The 18,131-nt window shown below is 68.0% G+C and carries 15 protein-coding genes; 7 read left to right on the top strand and 8 right to left on the bottom strand.

All coding sequences use genetic code 11. The annotated features are described in order from the left end of the window. Positions 1–26: 26 nt before the first annotated feature. Both AC1DGI_RS12680 and pta read right to left on the bottom strand, forming a co-directional pair. Positions 27–1,196 (bottom strand): acetate kinase, encoded by a 1,170-nt coding sequence (locus AC1DGI_RS12680; RefSeq protein WP_476899093.1) that lies wholly within the window; start codon positions 1,194–1,196, stop codon positions 27–29. A 9-nt stretch (positions 1,197–1,205) separates the two neighbouring features. Beyond that, positions 1,206–3,296: a phosphate acetyltransferase gene (pta, locus tag AC1DGI_RS12675; protein ID WP_476899092.1), complete on the bottom strand. Its 2,091-nt coding sequence runs from the start codon at positions 3,294–3,296 to the stop codon at positions 1,206–1,208. Positions 3,297–3,387: 91 nt separating this feature from the next. Here pta and AC1DGI_RS12670 point away from each other — a divergent pair, with 91 nt between their 5' ends. The 4 genes from AC1DGI_RS12670 to AC1DGI_RS12655 all read left to right on the top strand — a co-directional run bounded on the left by AC1DGI_RS12670 (position 3,388) and on the right by AC1DGI_RS12655 (position 7,170). Beyond that, the gene (locus AC1DGI_RS12670; protein ID WP_476899091.1) at positions 3,388–3,906 is read left to right on the top strand and encodes a hotdog fold thioesterase; all 519 of its coding nucleotides are present in this window, start codon (positions 3,388–3,390) and stop codon (positions 3,904–3,906) included. 15 nt (positions 3,907–3,921) lie between these two features. After that, entirely contained in the window at positions 3,922–5,259 is a 1,338-nt protein-coding gene (gene paaK / locus AC1DGI_RS12665; RefSeq protein WP_476899090.1) for a phenylacetate--CoA ligase PaaK, read from the top strand. A gap of 96 nt (positions 5,260–5,355) precedes the next feature. Then, the gene (locus tag AC1DGI_RS12660) at positions 5,356–5,961 is read left to right on the top strand and encodes a TetR/AcrR family transcriptional regulator (RefSeq protein WP_476899089.1); all 606 of its coding nucleotides are present in this window, start codon (positions 5,356–5,358) and stop codon (positions 5,959–5,961) included. A gap of 300 nt (positions 5,962–6,261) precedes the next feature. Next, on the top strand, positions 6,262–7,170 hold the full coding sequence (locus tag AC1DGI_RS12655; protein ID WP_476899088.1) for a DUF427 domain-containing protein: 909 nt from the start codon (positions 6,262–6,264) through the stop codon (positions 7,168–7,170). Positions 7,171–7,213: 43 nt separating this feature from the next. Here the strand turns inward: AC1DGI_RS12655 and AC1DGI_RS12650 are convergent, their stop codons facing one another. The 3 genes from AC1DGI_RS12650 to paaZ form a co-directional block, all read right to left on the bottom strand. Next, on the bottom strand, positions 7,214–7,594 hold the full coding sequence (locus AC1DGI_RS12650; protein WP_476899087.1) for a hypothetical protein: 381 nt from the start codon (positions 7,592–7,594) through the stop codon (positions 7,214–7,216). Between the two features lie 121 nt (positions 7,595–7,715). Further along, positions 7,716–8,123: a VOC family protein gene (locus AC1DGI_RS12645; RefSeq protein WP_476899086.1), complete on the bottom strand. Its 408-nt coding sequence runs from the start codon at positions 8,121–8,123 to the stop codon at positions 7,716–7,718. Between the two features lie 306 nt (positions 8,124–8,429). Continuing rightward, positions 8,430–10,541 carry a phenylacetic acid degradation bifunctional protein PaaZ gene (gene paaZ, locus AC1DGI_RS12640; protein WP_476899085.1) on the bottom strand — a complete coding sequence of 704 codons (2,112 nt, stop codon included), beginning with the start codon at positions 10,539–10,541 and terminating at the stop codon, positions 8,430–8,432. A gap of 169 nt (positions 10,542–10,710) precedes the next feature. Between paaZ and AC1DGI_RS12635 the strand changes: the two genes are divergently transcribed. Next, positions 10,711–11,127, top strand: coding sequence for a PaaI family thioesterase (locus AC1DGI_RS12635; protein ID WP_476899084.1), 417 nt, complete (start codon positions 10,711–10,713; stop codon positions 11,125–11,127). A 157-nt stretch (positions 11,128–11,284) separates the two neighbouring features. Continuing rightward, positions 11,285–12,493 carry a globin domain-containing protein gene (locus tag AC1DGI_RS12630; protein WP_441402613.1) on the top strand — a complete coding sequence of 403 codons (1,209 nt, stop codon included), beginning with the start codon at positions 11,285–11,287 and terminating at the stop codon, positions 12,491–12,493. Between the two features lie 10 nt (positions 12,494–12,503). On the opposite strand, the gene AC1DGI_RS12625 is transcribed toward AC1DGI_RS12630, so the two are convergent. Further along, positions 12,504–15,242 carry a S1 family peptidase gene (locus AC1DGI_RS12625; protein WP_476899083.1) on the bottom strand — a complete coding sequence of 913 codons (2,739 nt, stop codon included), beginning with the start codon at positions 15,240–15,242 and terminating at the stop codon, positions 12,504–12,506. Between the two features lie 303 nt (positions 15,243–15,545). On the opposite strand from AC1DGI_RS12625, the gene AC1DGI_RS12620 reads away from it, so the two are divergent. Continuing rightward, positions 15,546–16,373: an SGNH/GDSL hydrolase family protein gene (locus AC1DGI_RS12620; protein ID WP_476899082.1), complete on the top strand. Its 828-nt coding sequence runs from the start codon at positions 15,546–15,548 to the stop codon at positions 16,371–16,373. 24 nt (positions 16,374–16,397) lie between these two features. Here the strand turns inward: AC1DGI_RS12620 and AC1DGI_RS12615 are convergent, their stop codons facing one another. Further along, complete coding sequence (locus tag AC1DGI_RS12615) at positions 16,398–17,420, bottom strand: LLM class flavin-dependent oxidoreductase (protein WP_441402874.1); 1,023 nt, start codon at positions 17,418–17,420, stop codon at positions 16,398–16,400. A gap of 83 nt (positions 17,421–17,503) precedes the next feature. Next, positions 17,504–18,127 carry a GNAT family N-acetyltransferase gene (locus tag AC1DGI_RS12610; RefSeq protein ID WP_441402873.1) on the bottom strand — a complete coding sequence of 208 codons (624 nt, stop codon included), beginning with the start codon at positions 18,125–18,127 and terminating at the stop codon, positions 17,504–17,506. Positions 18,128–18,131 lie beyond the last annotated feature (4 nt).

Here is an 18,131-nt window from a genome sequence, read left to right as displayed (position 1 = left end):
GCCGTTATGAGCCGCGAAAAGGGCCGTTACGGAGCAACCGATGAGCGGGCGACGACGGCGGCTGTCGCCTCCGCGATCGCGCGCTCCTCGTCGGTCGGGACCACCAGCACCGGCAGGGCCGATTCCGGCGTCGAGATCATCCGGGGTTCCTTGGACCGTTCACGGTTCAGCCCGGCGTCGAGCTCCACGCCGAGCGCCCCCAGCCGCGCCGCGACGAGGCCGCGGAACTGGTGCGAGTTTTCGCCGATCCCGGCCGTGAACACGAGGGCCTTCGCGCCGCCCACGGCCACGTGGTAGCCGCCGATGTACTTCGCCAGCCGGTAGGAGGCCACGGCGAGCGCCATGGTGGACCTGGCGTCCCCGGCTTCCGCCGCCTCCACCACCGAGCGCATGTCGTTGTTGCCGGCCAGCCCCTTGAGCCCGGACTGGCGGTTGAGCATGGAGTCGAGGTCCTCGGCGGACCAGCCGGCCCGGCCGAGGAAGACCAGGATGGAGGGGTCCAGGTCGCCGGAACGGGTGCCCATCACGAGGCCCTCGAGCGGGGTGAAGCCCATCGACGTGTCGATCGATTCGCCGCCGCGGATCGCCGTGACGGAGGCGCCGTTGCCCAGGTGGGCGATGACGGCGTCGAACTCTTCCACCGGTAGATCCAGCAGCGCCGCTGCGCGGTGTGCGACGTACTCGTGGGAGGTGCCGTGGAAGCCGTAGCGCCGGATGCCGTGGTTCGTGTAGAGCTCATCCGGCACGGCGTAGCGCCAGGCGTGCTCGGGCAGGGTGCGGTGGAAGGCGGTGTCGAAGACGGCCACCTGCGGGAGGTCCGGCCATTTCTTCGCGATCGCACGGATCCCGAGGACGTTGGCGGGGTTGTGCAGGGGAGCCAGCGGGTTCAGCCGCTCGATGGCGCGGGTGATCTCGTTGTTGACCAGCACCGGCTCGGCGAAGCGCTCGCCGCCGTGCACCACGCGGTGGCCCACGGCGTCCAGGGTCCGGTCGCCCAGTGCCGCGTGGATCGCGCCGTCCACCTGTTCCAGGGCCTCCGCGTGGTCGCGGGGGCCCTCGATCTGGCCGTCGCCGTCCCCGCCGTTGCCCATCCCGATCTTCTCGACCAGCCCCTCCGCGAGAACGCTGCCCGCTTCGACGTCGCGGACCTGGTACTTGAGCGAGGACGAACCTGAGTTGATGACGAGCACGAGCATGGCGGCCTCCTAAGCCTTGGCTTCGACGGCCGGCACCGACTGGGCCTGGATCGCGGTGATCGCCACCGTGTTCAGGATGTCGTCCACCGTGCAGCCCCGGGACAGGTCGTTGACAGGTTTGCGGAGCCCCTGCAGCACCGGCCCGACGGCGACCGCGCCGGAGGACTGCTGGACCGCCTTGTAGGTGTTGTTGCCGGTGTTCAGGTCCGGGAAGATGAAAACCGTCGCCTGCCCGGCCACGGATGAGCCGGGCATCTTGGACTCGGCGATGGCGGCGTCGACCGCGGCGTCGTACTGGATGGGTCCCTCCACCGCGAGGTCGGGGCGCCGCTGGCGCACCAGCTCGGTGGCCTGCCGCACCGCGTCGACGGCCTCGCCGGCACCGGAGCCGCCCGTGGAGTAGGACAGCATCGCGACGCGCGGCTCGACGCCGAACTGGGCGGCCGTTTCGGCCGAGGCCAGGGCGATGTCCGCAAGCTGCTCCACGTTGGGCTCGGGATTGACGGCGCAGTCACCGTAGACCAGCACCCGGTCCGGCATCAGCATGAGGAACACCGAGGAGACGATTTTGACGCCCTCCCGGGTCTTCACGAACTCGAGCGCGGGCCGGATGGTGTGGGCCGTGGTGTGCGCGGCGCCGGAGACCATGCCGTCCACCACGCCGAGCTGGACCATCATGGTGCCAAAGTAGCTTTCGTCCTGCATCACTTCGAGCGCCTTCGCCAAGTCCACGCCCTTGTGCGAGCGCAGTTCGGCATACTTCTGCGCGAAACCCTCGCGCAGCTCGGAAGTGGCCGGGTCCACGACGTTGATGCCGCTCAGGTCGATTCCCTGGGTGGCCGCGAGCTCGCGGACATCGGCCTCGCGGCCCAGCACGGTGAGCTCGCAGACGTCGCGGCGGTGCAGGATCTCGGCGGCCCGCAGGATCCGGACGTCGGTGCCCTCGGGCAGGACGATGTGGCGGCGCTGCGCGCGGGCCCGTTCGATCAGGTCGTGCAGGAAGCGCAGCGGCGTCATCCGCTCCGGCCGCGGCAGGTGCAGCCGTTCCAGCAGTTCCGCCTCGTCCACACGCCTGGACCACAGGCCCAGCGCGGACGCCACCTTGCGGCGGTGGCCGGACCAGATTTCGCTGCGCACCTCGGAGACCCGCTTGGCGGTCACGTAGGTGTCGTCCGGGGCGGCGAAGATCGGGAACGGGGCCTGCGCGAGCAGCGAGTAGATGGTCGGGTCCGGCGCGAGGCCGCCGGTCAGGATCAGCGCCGACGGGACCGGGAACTCCGGCGAAAACGACGACGCCAGGCAGGCCACCAGGACATCCGCCCGGTCGCCGGGCACGATCACCAGCGCGCCATCGTCGAGCACGTGCAGGAAGTTGGCCACATTCATGGCCGCCACCTTGACCGAGCGCACATCGCGTTCCAGGTCCGGCAGCCCCGCCACCTGGCCGAGGCCCAGGGCGGCGGCCACTTCACCGGTGGTGGGCCGGGCGATGTCCTCGAGCTCCGGGAACACGTAAACCGGCCGGCCGGAGGCGCCCGGGCGGACCGCCGCGGCGATCGCTTCCAGGTCCTTAGGATCGGCGCGGTTGACCATGATTGCCAGCAGGCTGCAGCGCTCGGCGATCAGTTCCTTGCGGGCCACCTCGACGGCGTCCGCTGTCTCGGCCACGGTGCGGCCCTTCGCCCCGACGACGGCGACCATCGGCGCCGCCAGGTCGTTGGCGAGCCGCGCATTGAGGTCGAATTCGACGGCGGCGTCCTGGCCGGTCAGGTCGGTGCCCTCGATGATGATCACATCGCAGTGCCGGGCCATCTCCGCGAAGATTTCCACGCACCGGGAATCGATCTCCTCGCGATTGCCCTCGGCGAGCAGACCCCGGACCTCGGCGAAGGTCAGCCCGCTGCGGCAGCGTTCGTCGTCGAGGTCGAAGCGGGACTTCATCAGCGCGACCATCGGGTCCGCGTCGGAACGGGCCTGGACCACCGGCTTGAAGAAACCGATCCGGTCCGCGTGCCGGTGCAGGGTGTCCGCCAGGCCCAGCGCAACCAGCGACTTCCCGGACCCGGGCGTCGTCGCACTGACATATATTCCTTTGGCCATGTGTCCCAGCATACTTACAGGCCTTGACAGCAGGCACCCGAATGGGATTACCTAATGAACATTCGGTAAATAAAGCTGGAGGCAACGACGCATGGCTGAAGTGACAATTTCCGGTGACACCCACCCGGTCCTGAAGGACGACTATGCCTCCGAGTGGATGGGCATTGAGGTCCTGGCGCTCGACGACGGTCACGCCACCATCCGGATGGCGCTCCGCCAGGAAATGCTCAATGGTTTCGGGATGGCCCACGGCGGAATGATCTTCGCCTTCGGTGACACCGCCTTTGCCTTGGCGTGCAACCCGGCCAATCCGGCACCCGGCGAGGAAGGCAACATCACCGTTGCGTCCGGCGTCGACATCAACTTCATCAAGCCGGCCTTCCGCGGCCAGATCCTGACCGCCGTCGCCAACCGCCGCGCCAGCACCGGCCGCAGCGGCCTCTACGACATCCAGATCTACGCAGCCGACGCCGGAACGGGCACCCCGGCGGCCTCCACCGCCGGCGCGCCGCCGGCCGCCACGCGCCCGGGCGGCCTCCCCTCCGACGTCCTTCCCGGCGAACTCGTCGCCGAGTTCCGCGGCCGCAGCCGCACCATCTCCAAGAAATAGAAACTTAGGACCCTGATGACCACCCCCACCGCTGCATCTGCCCTCGCCACCAGTGACGCCGTCCTGGACCGCGAAGAAACCATCTCCCGCGACGAGCTCGAGGCCTTGCAGCTCAGCCGACTGCAGCACACCGTGGCGTACGCCTACGACCGCGTCCCGCTGTACAAGCGCAAATTCGACGAGGCCGGCGTACACCCCACCGATCTGCGCGAACTCGCGGACCTGGGCAAGTTCCCGTTCACCACCAAAGAAGACCTCCGACTGGAGTACCCCTTCGGCATGTTCGCAGTGCCGCAGCAGGAGGTGGCCCGGATCCACGCCAGCTCGGGCACCACCGGCCGCGCCACCGTGGTGGGCTACACCAAGAAGGACCTCGCCGACTGGGCCAAGCTCGTGGCCCGCTCCCTCCGCGCCTCCGGCGTGCGGCCCGGCATGAAGGTCCACAACGCCTACGGCTACGGCCTGTTCACCGGCGGCATGGGTGCCCACGCAGGCGCCGAGGCGCTGGGCTGCACCGTCATCCCGATCTCCGGCGGCCAGACGGAACGCCAGATCACCCTGATCCAGGACTTCAAGCCGGACGCCATTCTGGCCACCCCGACCTACCTGCTGACCATTGCCGACGCGATGATGAAGCAGGGCATCGACCCCGCCTCCACCTCGCTCAAGTTCGCCGTGCTGGGCGCGGAGCCGTGGACCGAGGAAATGCGGCACGAGCTCGAAGTGATGATGAACATCAAGGCCTGCGACATCTACGGGCTCTCCGAGGTCATGGGGCCCGGTGTGGCCGGCGAGGCCGTGGAAACCCAGGACGGCAGCCACATCTGGGAGGACCACTTCCGCCCCGAGATCATCGACGCTTTCGACTCCTCCGTGGTCCTGGGCGACGGCGAACCCGGCGAGCTTGTGTTCACCTCGCTCACCAAGGAAGCCCTGCCGATCATCCGGTATCGGACCAAGGACCTCACCCGGCTGCTGCCCGGCACCGCCCGTCCGGCGCACCGCCGCATGGGGCGCATCACCGGCCGCAGCGACGACATGATCATCCTCCGAGGCGTGAACCTGTTCCCCTCGCAAATCGAGGAAATCGCGTTGCGCATCCCGGAACTGAGCCCGCACTTCCAGCTGGAGCTCACCCGCCCGGAGGGCCAGCGGATGGACCAGTTGACCGTGAAGATCGAGCGCCGCGAGTCCGTCACCGTCGAGGGCATCGCTTCGGCGGCGAAGACGCTGCAGCAGCAGATCAAGATCCACGTTGGATCGTCCTGCGCAGTCAACGTCGTCGAACCGGGCTCCCTGGAGCGGTCCAACGGCAAGCTTCGCCGGATCTACGACATGCGTCCCAAGGCCTGACCTGCCCCTGCTTGTTCAACCGACCGGAGGGCCCGGCCAGCGCAGCCTCGGCCACGCCGGCCGGGCCCACCCCGCTCACATGAGAAACTAGCGACTATGCCCAGCACAGGAACCACCGCCAAGCGCGGCCGCCCCGGCTATGACCAGCAGTCGGTCCTGCTGATCGCCGTCGACGTCTTCAACCGCCACGGCTATGACGCCACCTCGATGGGCATCCTCGCCGAAAACCTGGGCATCTCCAAGTCTGCGATCTACCACCACGTACCCTCCAAGGGCGACCTGCTGAAGCTCGCCCTGGATCACGCGCTCGGCGGACTGGAAGCCATCCTGGAGCGGCCGCAAGCCACCACCGGATCGGCGGACGCCCGGCTGGAATTTGTCCTCCGCGAGACCATCTCGGTGCTGGTGGAGCGGCTGCCGTTTGTCACCCTGCTGCTCCGGCTGCGCGGCAACACCGAGGTCGAACGGAACGCCCTCGAGCGCCGGCGCACCTTCGACCACAAGGTGGCGGCCCTGATTTCCGCGGCCCGCGACGAAGGCACGCTCCGCCAGGACATCGATCCCCGCACCGTGACCCGGCTCCTCTTCGGCACGATCAACTCGATCGTCGAGTGGTACCGGCCCGGCGGCTCCCTGTCCCCCGAAAAGCTCGCCGACGACGTCATCACCATGGCGTTCAACGGCCTGCACGTCCCCGGCTAGTTAAGGCCCCTCGGGGCACGCTTCCGGTTGGGCGGTGCGGGTATTTTTCTGGCCCGTGAGCGACCGGGGACTTCGACGCCCCCTGAGCAATGGACATGTCCCGTTGTCGTTGGCCGCATTGGGCAAGCTCCCCGAACGTCCCTTCCACCACGGGACATGCCCTCCGTTGTGGCGGACCAATGAGCATGATGGCCACATGTCCACTCGCGGCAGCCAGCAATGAGCATGTCCCTCGGGCGTCCGGGGCCGCCGCCCACGGGAGTTATTGACGCGGCCGGCACGCGGGACCACCCTTGGGACATGGCCATCAAACTCTCGCAAATGCTCTTCGGGACCTTCCCCCAACTGCGCTACGAGCCCACCGCCAAAAGGATTCGGGCAAGCCTTAGCGGGGACGCCGTCGTCGACACGATGCGGGCCTACCTGGTGTGGGAGCCGCGCCGGATGACCCCGGTCTTTGCCGTGCCGGAAGCAGACCTGCTGGCGGGGCTCGGCGCCCCGGCTGCCCGCGGCGTCGACGTCCCGGAGTTCGGCTTCAAGCTGTCGCGGGACGCACTTTCGGTGTTGGATCCCCGGACCAGTTTCGGCAAGCACACCGCCGACGGCGAGGAACTCGACGTCGTGAGCCGGTCGGCCTCCGTACCGCGGGCCGCGTTCCGGCTCGGGGACCCGGATCTGGCAGGCTATGTGGTGCTGGATTTCGCTGCCTTCGACTGGCTCGAGGATGACGAGGAGATCGTCGGCCATCCGCGGGATCCGTTTCACCGTGTGGACATCCGCGCGTCGTCCGCAGAGGTGGAGGTGGCGTTCGACGGCGTCACGCTGGCCCGCACGAACGGCGCCCAGCTGCTCTACGAAACGATGCTCCCCGTCCGCTACTACCTGCCGCCGGGCGACGTGCGGTTGGACCTGATGGAGCGCAGCCCCAAGTGGACCGTCTGCCCGTACAAGGGCAAAGCCAGCTACTGGACGTACCCGGGTGCGGAGAGTGGCCAGAACATCGCGTGGAGTTACGATCGGCGGTTCCGGGATGCCGCCCAAATCCATGGGCTTGTCAGTTTCTTCAATGAACGGGTCGACGTGACCGTCAACGGCACGCTTCAGCCCCGCCCCATCTCACCTTGGTCCCGCCCGGAGCCCGCGCCCGAGCCCGGCGCGGACAGCCGGGGGCCGGGAGCGCCTGGTCCAACCGCTCCGGGGGCATCGTGACGGCCGAGCCCGCCGGTATCTGCTGGCGACGGGCGGGTCCGTGTCATAGTCCCCCCGCGCTGCCCGGGAATCCGTTCACGGCCGTGAACCAGCCCATGTACACCAGCACCGCCGACAGCGGGAGCGCTGCCAGAGCGAGCAAAATCGAGTAATCCCTGGCGCGGAGCAACGCAACAAGATTGACTGCCAAGGCGCCGACGACGAGGCTCTGGAAGATGCTGTTCGCGGCCACCGCGCGGGGCGATTCGAACATCCCGCCGGCGCCCACCAGGAACGCTATGTGGTACCAGGCCGGCACGATCCAGATCGGGAAAGCGGCCACCAAGAGGTCCAGGACCAAAGCTACCTTGCCGGCCCTGGTTCGGGGAATCCAGGCAAGGTGAAGGCGGTGCCGCCCCGCGGCCCCGGCATCAGAGAGCGTCATGACACCCCTCCCCTCCGCCGCCCCGGAATTTGCTACCAAGTTACACCCGGGTCTCCGGCCAGGACAGGCCAACCGAAGGACAGCGCCCCGGGCGTCCGGGGCGCTGCAGGCGTACCGCCGCTCAGAGTTGGTAGTCGGCCGCCGTCGTGATGTTCTCGTGCACGCAGAGAATGTTGTGCTCGGTGTCCATGAACCAGGCGCACTTCTCCGAATTCGTTGAACAGATGTGGTTCTCGGTCTTGAGATCCGGCAGGTCGTAGTCCTGGAACGTGACGCCCCTGGACTCCATCTCCTGGACGGTCCGTTCGATCTCGCTGACTTCGAAACTCAGGGTGGTGTGCTCTGAATGCATTCCATCCTTGACCGGCATCAGCTGCAGCATGGGGCCGCCGTCTGAGCCGAACAATTCGCTTCCGTCCTCTGCCACGCCACGGTGCGGGAGCCCCAGTGTGTCCGCGTAGAAATGCCGGGCACGCGCCGCATCATCGACTGGCAGGACTGTTGTGGCTTTATTGAGGACAAGGGTCATTTCGCCACCTCCTACAGGGAGAATTTTACGCCGGAGCGGAGCCGAAAGAGCCCGAAATTTAGGCTTCCACCCCGCAGACGCTCCCTCACGTATGGCAGCCCCAACACAGACGCTCCCTCACGTATGGCGTCCCCAACACAGACGCTCCCTCACGTATGGCAGCCCCAACACAGACGCTCCCTCACGTATGGCGTCCCCAACACAGACGCTCCCTCACCAAGTGAGGGAGCGTCTGCATAAAACCCGCCGGACCTGAGGGAGCGTCGGCATCGGAACCGCCGGACCTGAGGGAGCGTCGGGAGGGGGCTACTTCTCCACGAGGGTCAGGACGTCGTAGGTGGCCACGATCTCATCGTTCTGGTTGGTCAGGACGGCGTCCCAGGCCACCTCGCCGTATTCGTCGGTCTCGCGCGGGGTGATCTTCTTGGCCGTAAGGGTCACCCGGATCGAGTCCCCGGCCGCCACCGGAGTGAGGAACCGCAGGTTTTCGAGGCCGTAGTTCGCCAGGACCGGGCCCGGTGCGGGCTCTACGAACAGCCCGGCGCCCCATGCCAGGAGCAGGTAACCGTGTGCCACGATGCCCGGGAAGAACGGGTTGGCCTCGGCCGCCGCCTGGTTGGTGTGGGCGTAGAAAGTGTCGCCGGTGGAGTTGGCAAACTTGGTGATCTCCTCCAGCGAGACCTCCCGCAGCTCCGAGCGGATGGCGTCCCCGATGTGCAGCGTGGCGAGGGACTTGCGGAACGGGTGCTGGCCCTCGGTGTCGAGGGTGAAGTTGCGGTCCGCGCCGGTGTGCCAGACGCCGGTGACGGCGGTGAGCATGTTGGGCGAGCCCTGGATGGCGGTGCGCTGCATGTGGTGCATGACCGAGCGGATGCCGCCCAGCTCTTCGCCGCCGCCGGCGCGGCCGGGGCCGCCGTGGATCAGGTGCGGAACCGGGGAGCCGTGGCCGGTGGAGCTGCGGGCGTCCTCGCGGTTGAGCATCAGGACGCGGCCGTGGTGGGCTGCGATGCCGGTGACGAGTTCGCGGGCCACCTCGGGGTCGTTGGTGCAGACCGAAGCGACCAGTGAGCCGCCGCCGCGGGCGGCGAGACGGACGGCATCGGCGAGGTCCGTGTAACCGATCACCGAGGAGACCGGGCCGAAGGCCTCGAGCGAGTGGACCTCCTCGGCCTCCGGGTCGGCCCAGCTGAGCAGCACCGGGGACATGAACGCGCCGCCGTCGACGACGCCGATGTTCCCGTCCGCGCTGGTGACCTTCGGGGCGTCGAGGGTGCCGTAGGCGAGCTCGCCGCCGGCGTCGAGCATGGACTGGACGGCGGCGCGCACGTCCGCGAGCTGCTCGAGGGAGGCAAGGGCGCCCATGTTGACGCCCTCGGCGCGGGGGTCACCGAGGACGACGCGTTCGGCGATCCGCGCCCCTACGGCGGCGACGACGTCGGACACCAGGTCCTGCGGCACGATCGCGCGGCGGATCGAGGTACATTTCTGGCCCGCCTTCGAGGTCATCTCGGTGACCAGGGACTTGATGAAGGCATCGAACTCCGGGGTGCCCTTGATGGCGTCCGGGCCCAGGATCGCGGCGTTGAGGGAGTCCGTCTCGGAGGTAAAGCGCACGCCGCCACGGACCACGTTGCGGTGGGATTTGAGGGTGTTGGCGGTGGACGCCGAGCCGGTGAAGGCGACCAGGTCGCGGTAGTCGAGGTGGTCCAGCAGGGTGCGGGCCGAGCCGGAGACGAGCTGCAGCGACCCCTCCGGCAGGATTCCGGATTCGTCGATCGCCTTGACCACGGCCGCGGCCACGTAGCCGGTGGGGGTGGCGGGCTTGACGATGGTGGGAACGCCGGCGATAAAGGCCGGGGCGAGCTTCTCCAGCATCCCCCAGACCGGGAAATTGAAGGCGTTGATCTGGACGGCGACGCCGGGGATCCGGGTGTAGATGTGCTCGCCGGCGAAGGAACCGTCCTTGGACAGCACCTCCATCGGGCCGTCCACCACCACCTGGGAGTTGGGCAGCTCGCGCCGGCCCTTGGAGCCGAAAGTGAACAGCACGCCGATGCCGCCGTCGATGTCGACCATCGAGTCGATCTTGGTGGCGCCGGTCTGCGCGGAAAGAGCGTAAAATTCGTCGCGGCGGCCGTTGAGGTACTGCGCCAGCTCCTTGAGCTTGAGGGCGCGCTGGTGGAAGGTCAGCTTGCCCAGTTCCGTCTGGCCGGTGGTGCGGCCGTACTCGACGACGGCGGCCAGGTCCAGTCCCTCGGTGCTCACGCGGGCCAGGAGTTCTCCCGTGCTGGCATCGAGGACGGAGGCGGCGCCGGAGGCTGCGGCGGCGTCGGGGGTCCACCAGGAATTCTTGATGAAACTGGGGACGATCGCGACGGTGCCGACTGAGGGTTTCTGAGCTGTTGCAGTGGTGGTCATCGTTGACGGGTCCTTCCAACGCGGGGCAAGATCACACGGCCAGCGCATTACTGACCGTCCGTTCGGTAATATGTCTACAGTACATGACTGGGCTCTGCGGCACACTAGTAGCGGCAGGACTGACCGGTCGTGACGGGCCAACCCAGGCCAGAACCCAAGAGGAGACGCTATGACGCCCGAGCCCCGCGGTACCGAGCTGTGGAAGATCACCCTCGGCGAACTTGACGAGAAGATGGGCGTCAAGATCGTGGAGGAGTCCGTGGAGCGCGTCGTCGCCACCATGCCGGTGGAAGGCAACCGGCAGTCGTTCGGCCTGCTGCACGGCGGCGCCTCGTTGGCGGTCGGAGAGGCCGTGGGGTCCTGGGCTTCGGTCATCCACGCCAGCACCCTGGGCAAGACCGCAGTGGGGGTGGACGTCTCGGCCACGCACCACAAGTCCGCCCGCGGGGGCCTGGTGACCATCACCGCCACCCCGATCCACCTCGGCGGCACGGTGACCACCCACGAGGTGCTGATCACGAATGAGGCCGGCGAGCGGCTGTGCACGCTGCGGATCACCAACCTGCTGCTGGACCGCAAGGGCTAGGCCCGGCCGGACCCCTGGCAGCGCGCTCGGGTACACCGTCCTCTGCCTCCGGCGTAGGGCCGATCGGCCCGGAGCGCGCGGCACCCCGGCTGTTAGCGTGGAAGGGCTGATTCACCCCCGCACTGCCGGGAGACCGGTCGCACCGGAAGGATCCACCATGCTCTCAGATACCTCAGTTCCCGTCATCAGGGCGACGCTGCCCGTCGTCGGCGAGCACATCGAGGAGATCGCCAAGCGCTTCTACCAACACATGTTCAAGGCCCGGCCGGACCTCCTGGATGGCCTCTTCAACCGTGGAAACCAGGCGGACGGCCGTCAGCAGCAGGCACTCGCCGGGTCGATTGCGGCCTTCGCCGGCATGCTCCTGGACAAGCCGGATGAAGTGCCGGACCATCTGCTTTCCCGGGTGTCCCACAAGCACGTGTCGCTGGGACTGAGCCCGGACCAGTACCAGATTGTCCACGACCACCTAATGTGGGCGATCGTGGACGTCCTCGGGGACGCGGTCACCCCGGAGGTCGCCGCCGCCTGGGACGAGGTCTACTGGCTGATGGCGAACCTGCTCATCAACAAGGAACGCGGGCTGTACAACGCCGTTCACCTCGCGCCCGACACTATTTGGCGCACCTGGCGCGTGGCCCGGCGGATCCAGGAAACGGCCGACGTCGTGTCGTTCGTCGTCGAACGCACCGACGAGCGTGACGTCAAGCCGTCCCTGCCGGGGCAGTACGTGACAATCAAGATGACCATGCCCGACGGCGTGCAGCAGCCCCGGCAATACAGCCTCACCAGGGCCGACGACGGTCAGCACCGCCAGTTCGCTGTGAAGCGGGTCCACGGGCTCGCGACTCCCGACGGCGAGATGTCCTCACTGCTCCACAGCGCTGTCCAACTGGGCGACGAGGTGGTGCTCTCGGCCCCCTTCGGCGACGTGGTGATGGAGTACACGGACCGTCCCCTCGTCCTGGCCAGCGCAGGAATCGGGATCACACCCATGGCCGGAATGCTCTCTCACCTGGTGAAGTCCGGGTCCCAACGCCGGGTGATGCTCCTGCATGCCGACGACGGCGAGGAATCGTTTCCGCTCCGGGCGCAGGTCCGGGAAGACCTCGCCGCACTTTCCGACGGAACCCTGACAACCTGGTATCTGAATCCGGATGAGGCCGGCGAGGCGCCCGAATCCCGGTTCTCGGGTTTCATGAACGTCAGCGACGTGGAACTCCCCGAAGACGCCGAGTACTACCTCTGCGGCCCGCTGCCGTTCCTGAAATCGGTCCGGAGCGCGTTGATCTCCGGCGGCGTACCTGCCAAAGACATTCAATACGAGGTTTTCGGGCCGGATCTCTGGCTGGCCGACTTTCAGTGACTGCGGGGGTCTAGCCAACCCGCCGGCGGCGACTGAAGGCAATGAAAGTGGCGCCGAGCAGCAGTGCACCGGCGCCTAGTCCCGCCGCGGGAAGCACGCCGCCGGCGCCGGTGTAGGCCAACACCGCCGGACTGGCCGCTGGCGCCGCCGCCGGCGGGGCGCTTCCAGCCGCCGAAGCCGGCGTGGCGCTGCCAGGGGCGGCCGCTGGCGCTGCCGCCGGCGTGGCGCTCCCCGGCGCTGCGGCCGCGCCTGCAGGGGCAGCCGCCGCGGCGATCGTGAATTTGTACTCGACCGGCGAGGACGCGACGCCGTCAACCGACTGCGAGACAGCCAAGGTATGCGGCCCGACGGCCAGTCCGGCCGGGAGGTGGACACTCCAGCGCCCGTCGGCCACCAGCACCAGCGGGGCCAAGGACAGGGCCACGGCTTTCGCCCCGGTCCCGGATCCGCCGGCGACGCGCGCCGCACCAATTGGCACCCCATCGATCAGCACGCTGACCTCAGCGCCGTCGACGCCGGTCCCGGAGATAACACCGGGTAGCTCGTCCTGAGCGAAGTGGCTGCCGTCCCAGTTCCCCGTTGCTGCGGGAGCGGGGGGCGGCACGGTGAATTCGGCTGTGGCCGCTGGGCCGTCCACGTGGCCGGTGGCCGTCTGGACGGCCGAGACAGAAATCTTGCCGTACGTCGGCCGGCTGGCCAAAGGAACGCTCCACTGCCCGTCGGGCGCAACGGTCGCGGAACCGGTCAAGTCGCCCGACAGCTTCACAGTGTTCCCCGGCGTCCCGGTGCCCGCAACGCGGTCAAGCGCCGTAAGGGCGGATCCGGTAGCAGGGCTGGTGATCGTGGGTGCAACCAACTCCGAGACGTTCAGAGTGAAGGTCGTGGTGCCGGACTGGCTGTAGCCGTTTATGGTCTCGGCGGTCAACCGGATCGCACCTTCGGCCGCAGGCGCGGTGAATGACCAGTTTCCCGCGGTATCGACCGGAATCTCGACAGCGTCCGGGGTCAAGCCGACCAAGCGGACCTTGGAGTTGAGGGCCACCGCCGAGGCGGGAGCGGCCGCTACGCGCCCATGAATGACACTGTTGGGCGGCACCGTGCTTAAAGTTGAAGTCCCGGCGAGTTCGGGCTTGTTCAGGAAGAGTTGCAGCTGGACGCCAGGGATGTGTGTGAGGGCGTCCTCAAGGGTCGTTGCGATGGCGCTGACCTGCTTCCCGGCGACGCTTTCAGCCCCGGTGTGGGTGCCGACGGCAAAGTTGCCGCTGATCCACGGACCACCGGAGTCGCCGCCGCCGGACTTGACGTCCTTGGATAGGAAGCCGCGGAATGCGCGGCCGTCGGCAGGGCCGGGTTTTGTACCGCCTGCCACGTAGATTCCCAGCTCGCTCACTGTCCCGCAGGACCACCCCGTGGTCCGCCCGGACCGGCAGACGGCCTGGCCGGCAATCGGGGCGAGTGTCCCGATGATCTTAACGGACGTCGGCGCCGGGTTCGCCACGTTGTCCCACTTGGTCACGGCCGGCTGGGCGGTTACCCCGCCGTCGAGCTTTTCGATCACGGCGATGTCGGTGCCGACGTTGCCGGGCTCTCCAGCATCGCCGGTTGTCCAATTCGGGTTGAGCACAGGTGAATTATTGGCTCCGCCAAATTGGCTGAACCCGAAACTGCCGAGCTTGGGCAGGTCAAGGGGCAGGGGCAGCGCGCCGCCGGCGATCGAGGACGTCGGGGGCTCCAGCCCGGCGACGGCGGCTTTGCCGTCGTCGGCGCAGTGGCCTGCCGTCAGTAGCACGGGCAGTCCCGCCGGGCTGAAGGCGCCAAAGCCGGTGGAGCAAATTGTCCGCCCGAATCCCGAATCCATGACGTACCCCTCCCCGCCGTACACGTCAGCTTGGGTCGTGACCGGCGCGGCCTTCTCGAGCTGGACGTTAGCGTACCGGGCAACAAATTCAGCGGGAGAGATCTTGCCGGGCTGCGCAGGCGCAACCGGGGCGTTCGTCGCCGCGGCGGTTGCGGGCACCACCGGGAGAACGGGCTCCAGGACAGCTGGCACTCCGACTTCCGGGGTGTTGATCCCCCCGGTGCGGATGACGAAGTGACCGTCGGCGTAGGCAACGGCCTGCAGCCCCGTGGCACCGACTTCCCTCAGATAGTCCTGGAACAGTTGTTCGGTGCTGGAGGCCAACAGCTCGGCAGTGGCCGGCGCCGTCGATGAGGCCGGCGTACTCGGCGCAACAGCGGCGGGAGCGTGGAGCTCAAAGACGGGTGAGCCGGTACCGTTCAGCTGGTCGATCCGGGTCTGGAGTTCGGCGCCGCTGCCGACGACGACAATCTTACCGCTCGCCAGGCTGATCCCGACGTAGCCGGGCAGTTTGCTCAGGGACGGCACGGCATCGGCGGCGCGCCTTCCTAACTCCCCCGCAGCGTTGAATTCCGCCAGCGTCATGCCCAGATCCCGCCGGACCGCCTCGGCGAGCCCGGCGTCGCTGATGCCAGATTGCGGTGAAGGCGCAGCGGACGCGGCCGGCGTCGTCGCCGTCGTCGGATCCTTGGCCGTGGCGGCCGGAGCCGCGGCGGGACCCGACCCGGCGCCGACCGATGGCGAAGGCGAAGGCGAAGGCGAAGGCGAAGCGGTGGCCGTGCCGGCCGCACCGACCTCCGCAAGGGCCGGGGCGGCCAGCGACGATCCAGCGAGCACGACGGCGACGGTTGCCGCAGCCCGCACCACCAGCGCGTATTTGGGAGTCTTCACCCGGTAACTTTAGCCCCGCACTGCGCCCGGAATGGCGGCCAACGCCGGGACCGTTACCCCATTGTGGCCCAAAAATGCGGCGGTCTTGCGGTTTGCCTCCCGTCAAGCCCCGGGCAGGATTCGCGCCGGTTCGTCCCGACATCTTCGCGACGGGACCAACGGCCCGGTTCAGGCCCAGGGGCTCCGGCGTAGGGTGGCGGTGGGCCCGGTAGCGGCCGGGCTCCTATTCAGCTCGCCTGCCACCGGACTGACACCGCTTTGCGGCACGGGGCGCTGAAGCCGCGTGCTACTGAGGGGGACACCATGGGAACTCTGAAACTTCGACGCCGCCGCACGGCTCTCGCCGCCGGACTCGCCACCGTTGCAATGACGGTCGGGGTGGCGGCAGCCCCGGCGCAGGCGATAGACAAAACCAAGTACATCGCGCTGGGAGACTCCTACGCCGCAGGCCAGGGGGCGGGGCCGTACCTGGACGCCTGTGACCGCAGCGACAGCAGTTACGCCGAACTCGCTGCCGACGTGAAGGCCGTCAAGCTCGTCACTAACGCGGCCTGCAGCGGTAAAACGACCCAGGACGTCATCAGCAGCCAGCTAAAGAAGTTGAACCCCAGCACGGAACTCGTGACGATCACCGCGGGCGGCAACGACCTCGGTTTCGGAACGATCGTCACAAACTGTGTCACCGCCGTGTTTAATCCCGCCGCGGCCGGGGCCTGCGCCGATGCCAGCGCCACGGCGACCGCCCTGATTGCCAGCGGAAAACTCGCCGGCAACGTGGCCGCGATGATTCAGAGCGTGCATGCAGCCGCCCCCAACGCCAAGGTCGTGGTCACCGGCTACCCCTACCTTTACGACCCGATCCCCGCCGGCCGGACGGATTCGCTGTCGCAGTTCATCTACCAGGCCACGGCACTGGCAGACGGCCTGAACGGATCCATCGCCCTGGCCGCCGGGGCTCAGTACGTCGACGTCCGGGGAGCTTTCCTCGGCCACGGCATCAACTCGGCAGACCCCTGGATCAATCTCAACCTTGCCAACCCGGGCAGTGCCGACAACTTCCACCCGAACGCCAAGGGCTACCTGGCCTACTACAAGACCTTGAAGTTGGCCGGAGCCTACCCCGGGTCCTAGGGTTGGCTCCGGCCAATAGAGGGCTCAGCGCCAGCCGAGTTGCGGCGCCACATACTTCAGGATCGACTCGATGACGTGGGCGTTGTAGGCGACGCCGAGCTGGTTCGGGACCGTGAGCAGCAGGGTGTCAGCCGTGGCGACCGCCTCGTCCTCGGCCAGTTTCGCGGCCAGCTCGTCCGGAGCACCCGCGTAGGACCGGCCGAAAACGGCGCGGGTCTTCTCGTCAATGTTGCCGACTTGGTCGGAGCTGTGGCGGTCACGGCCGAAGTACTGCCAGTCGCGCTCGTCCGTCAGCGCAAAGATGCTGCGGCTGACCGACACACGCGGTTCCCGTTCGTGCCCCGCCTCCTTCCAGGCCTGCCGGTAGAGCTCGATCTGCTCGGCCTGCTGGACGTGGAAGGGCTTGCCGCTCTCGTCATCCTTGAGCGTGGAACTCTGCAGGTTCATACCGAGCTTCGCCGCCCAGACGGCCGTGGCGTTGGAGCCGGAACCCCACCAGATGCGCTCGCGCAGGCCCTCCGAGTACGGCTCCACGCGCAGCAGGCCCGGAGGGTTCGGAAACATCGGGCGGGGGCTCGGCGCCGCGAAGCCGTCGCCGGCGAGTACCTCGAGCAGGCGTTCGGTGTGCCGGCGGCCCATGTCGGCGTCCGATTCGCCCTCTGCGGGGGTGAAGCCGAAGTGCCGCCACCCGTCGATGACCTGCTCGGGTGAACCTCGGCTGATGCCCAGCTGCAGTCGGCCGCCCGAGATCAGGTCGGCCGCGCCGGCGTCTTCTGCCATGTAGAGGGGGTTCTCGTAGCGCATGTCGATCACGCCGGTGCCGATCTCTATACGGCTTGTCCGTGCCCCGATCGCAGCGAGCAGCGGGAAGGGGGAGGCGTACTGCTGGGCGAAGTGGTGCACGCGGAAGTAGGCGCCGTCCGCTCCCAACTCCTCGGCAGCGACCGCGAGATCGATCGCCTGCAAGAGCGAGTCCGAGGCGGTGCGCACGCCGGACTCGGGGTGGTCGGTCCAGTGGCCGAAGGACAGGAATCCGATGTTCTTCACGTGAGGAAGCAACGTGGCGGTGGAGCGCCGTATTCCCGCGGGCCCCAGCCCGGCACCAACTCGGCCGGAGCCTGCCCGGGGTCCTAGCGGTGCTTGGCCAGCCGGTACTCGAGGCCGCTGCGGACCATCGGCCATTCGTGTTCGAGGATCGAAAATACCACGGTGTCCCGCAGCGCGCCGTCGGCGGTGCGGGTGTGGCTGCGCAGCACACCGTCCTGTTTGGCGCCCAACCGGGCGATCGCGTCGCGGGACTGCTGGTTGAGCCAGTGCGTGCGGAATTCGACGGCGGGGCAGCCGAGCGTTTCGAAGGCGTGCCGCAGCAGCAACAGCTTGGAGTCCGGGTTGCTGCCGCTGCCGTGCGCGGAAGCGGCGTTCCAGGTGGAACCGATCTCAACCCGCGGCGTCGCGGCGTCGATGTTCATGTAGGTGGTCATCCCGATCACCCGGCCCGGTCCGCCCGTGGCCGGGTTCAGCAGCCGCGTGGTGAACGGCAGCATCGAGCCTTGGTGCTGCAGTTCCAGGCGCCGGTCGATCTCGGCGGCCATCGCCTCCGGCGCGGGCACGCTGGTATACCAGAGGTGCCACAGTTCCCCGTCGCGGGCCGCCGCCACCAGACCGTCGTGGTGGTCCCGGTTCAAGGGCTCGAGCACGACGTGCCTGCCGGTGAGGGTGATCGGTTCAATGCGGGGCCGCGCCGGGGTAGTCACTGCA

The sequence above is a fragment of the Arthrobacter sp. 05N428_2 genome (assembly GCF_056397065.1).
Note: the sequence above shows the minus strand (reverse complement) of the source record. Positions and strands in the feature narration are given on the sequence as shown.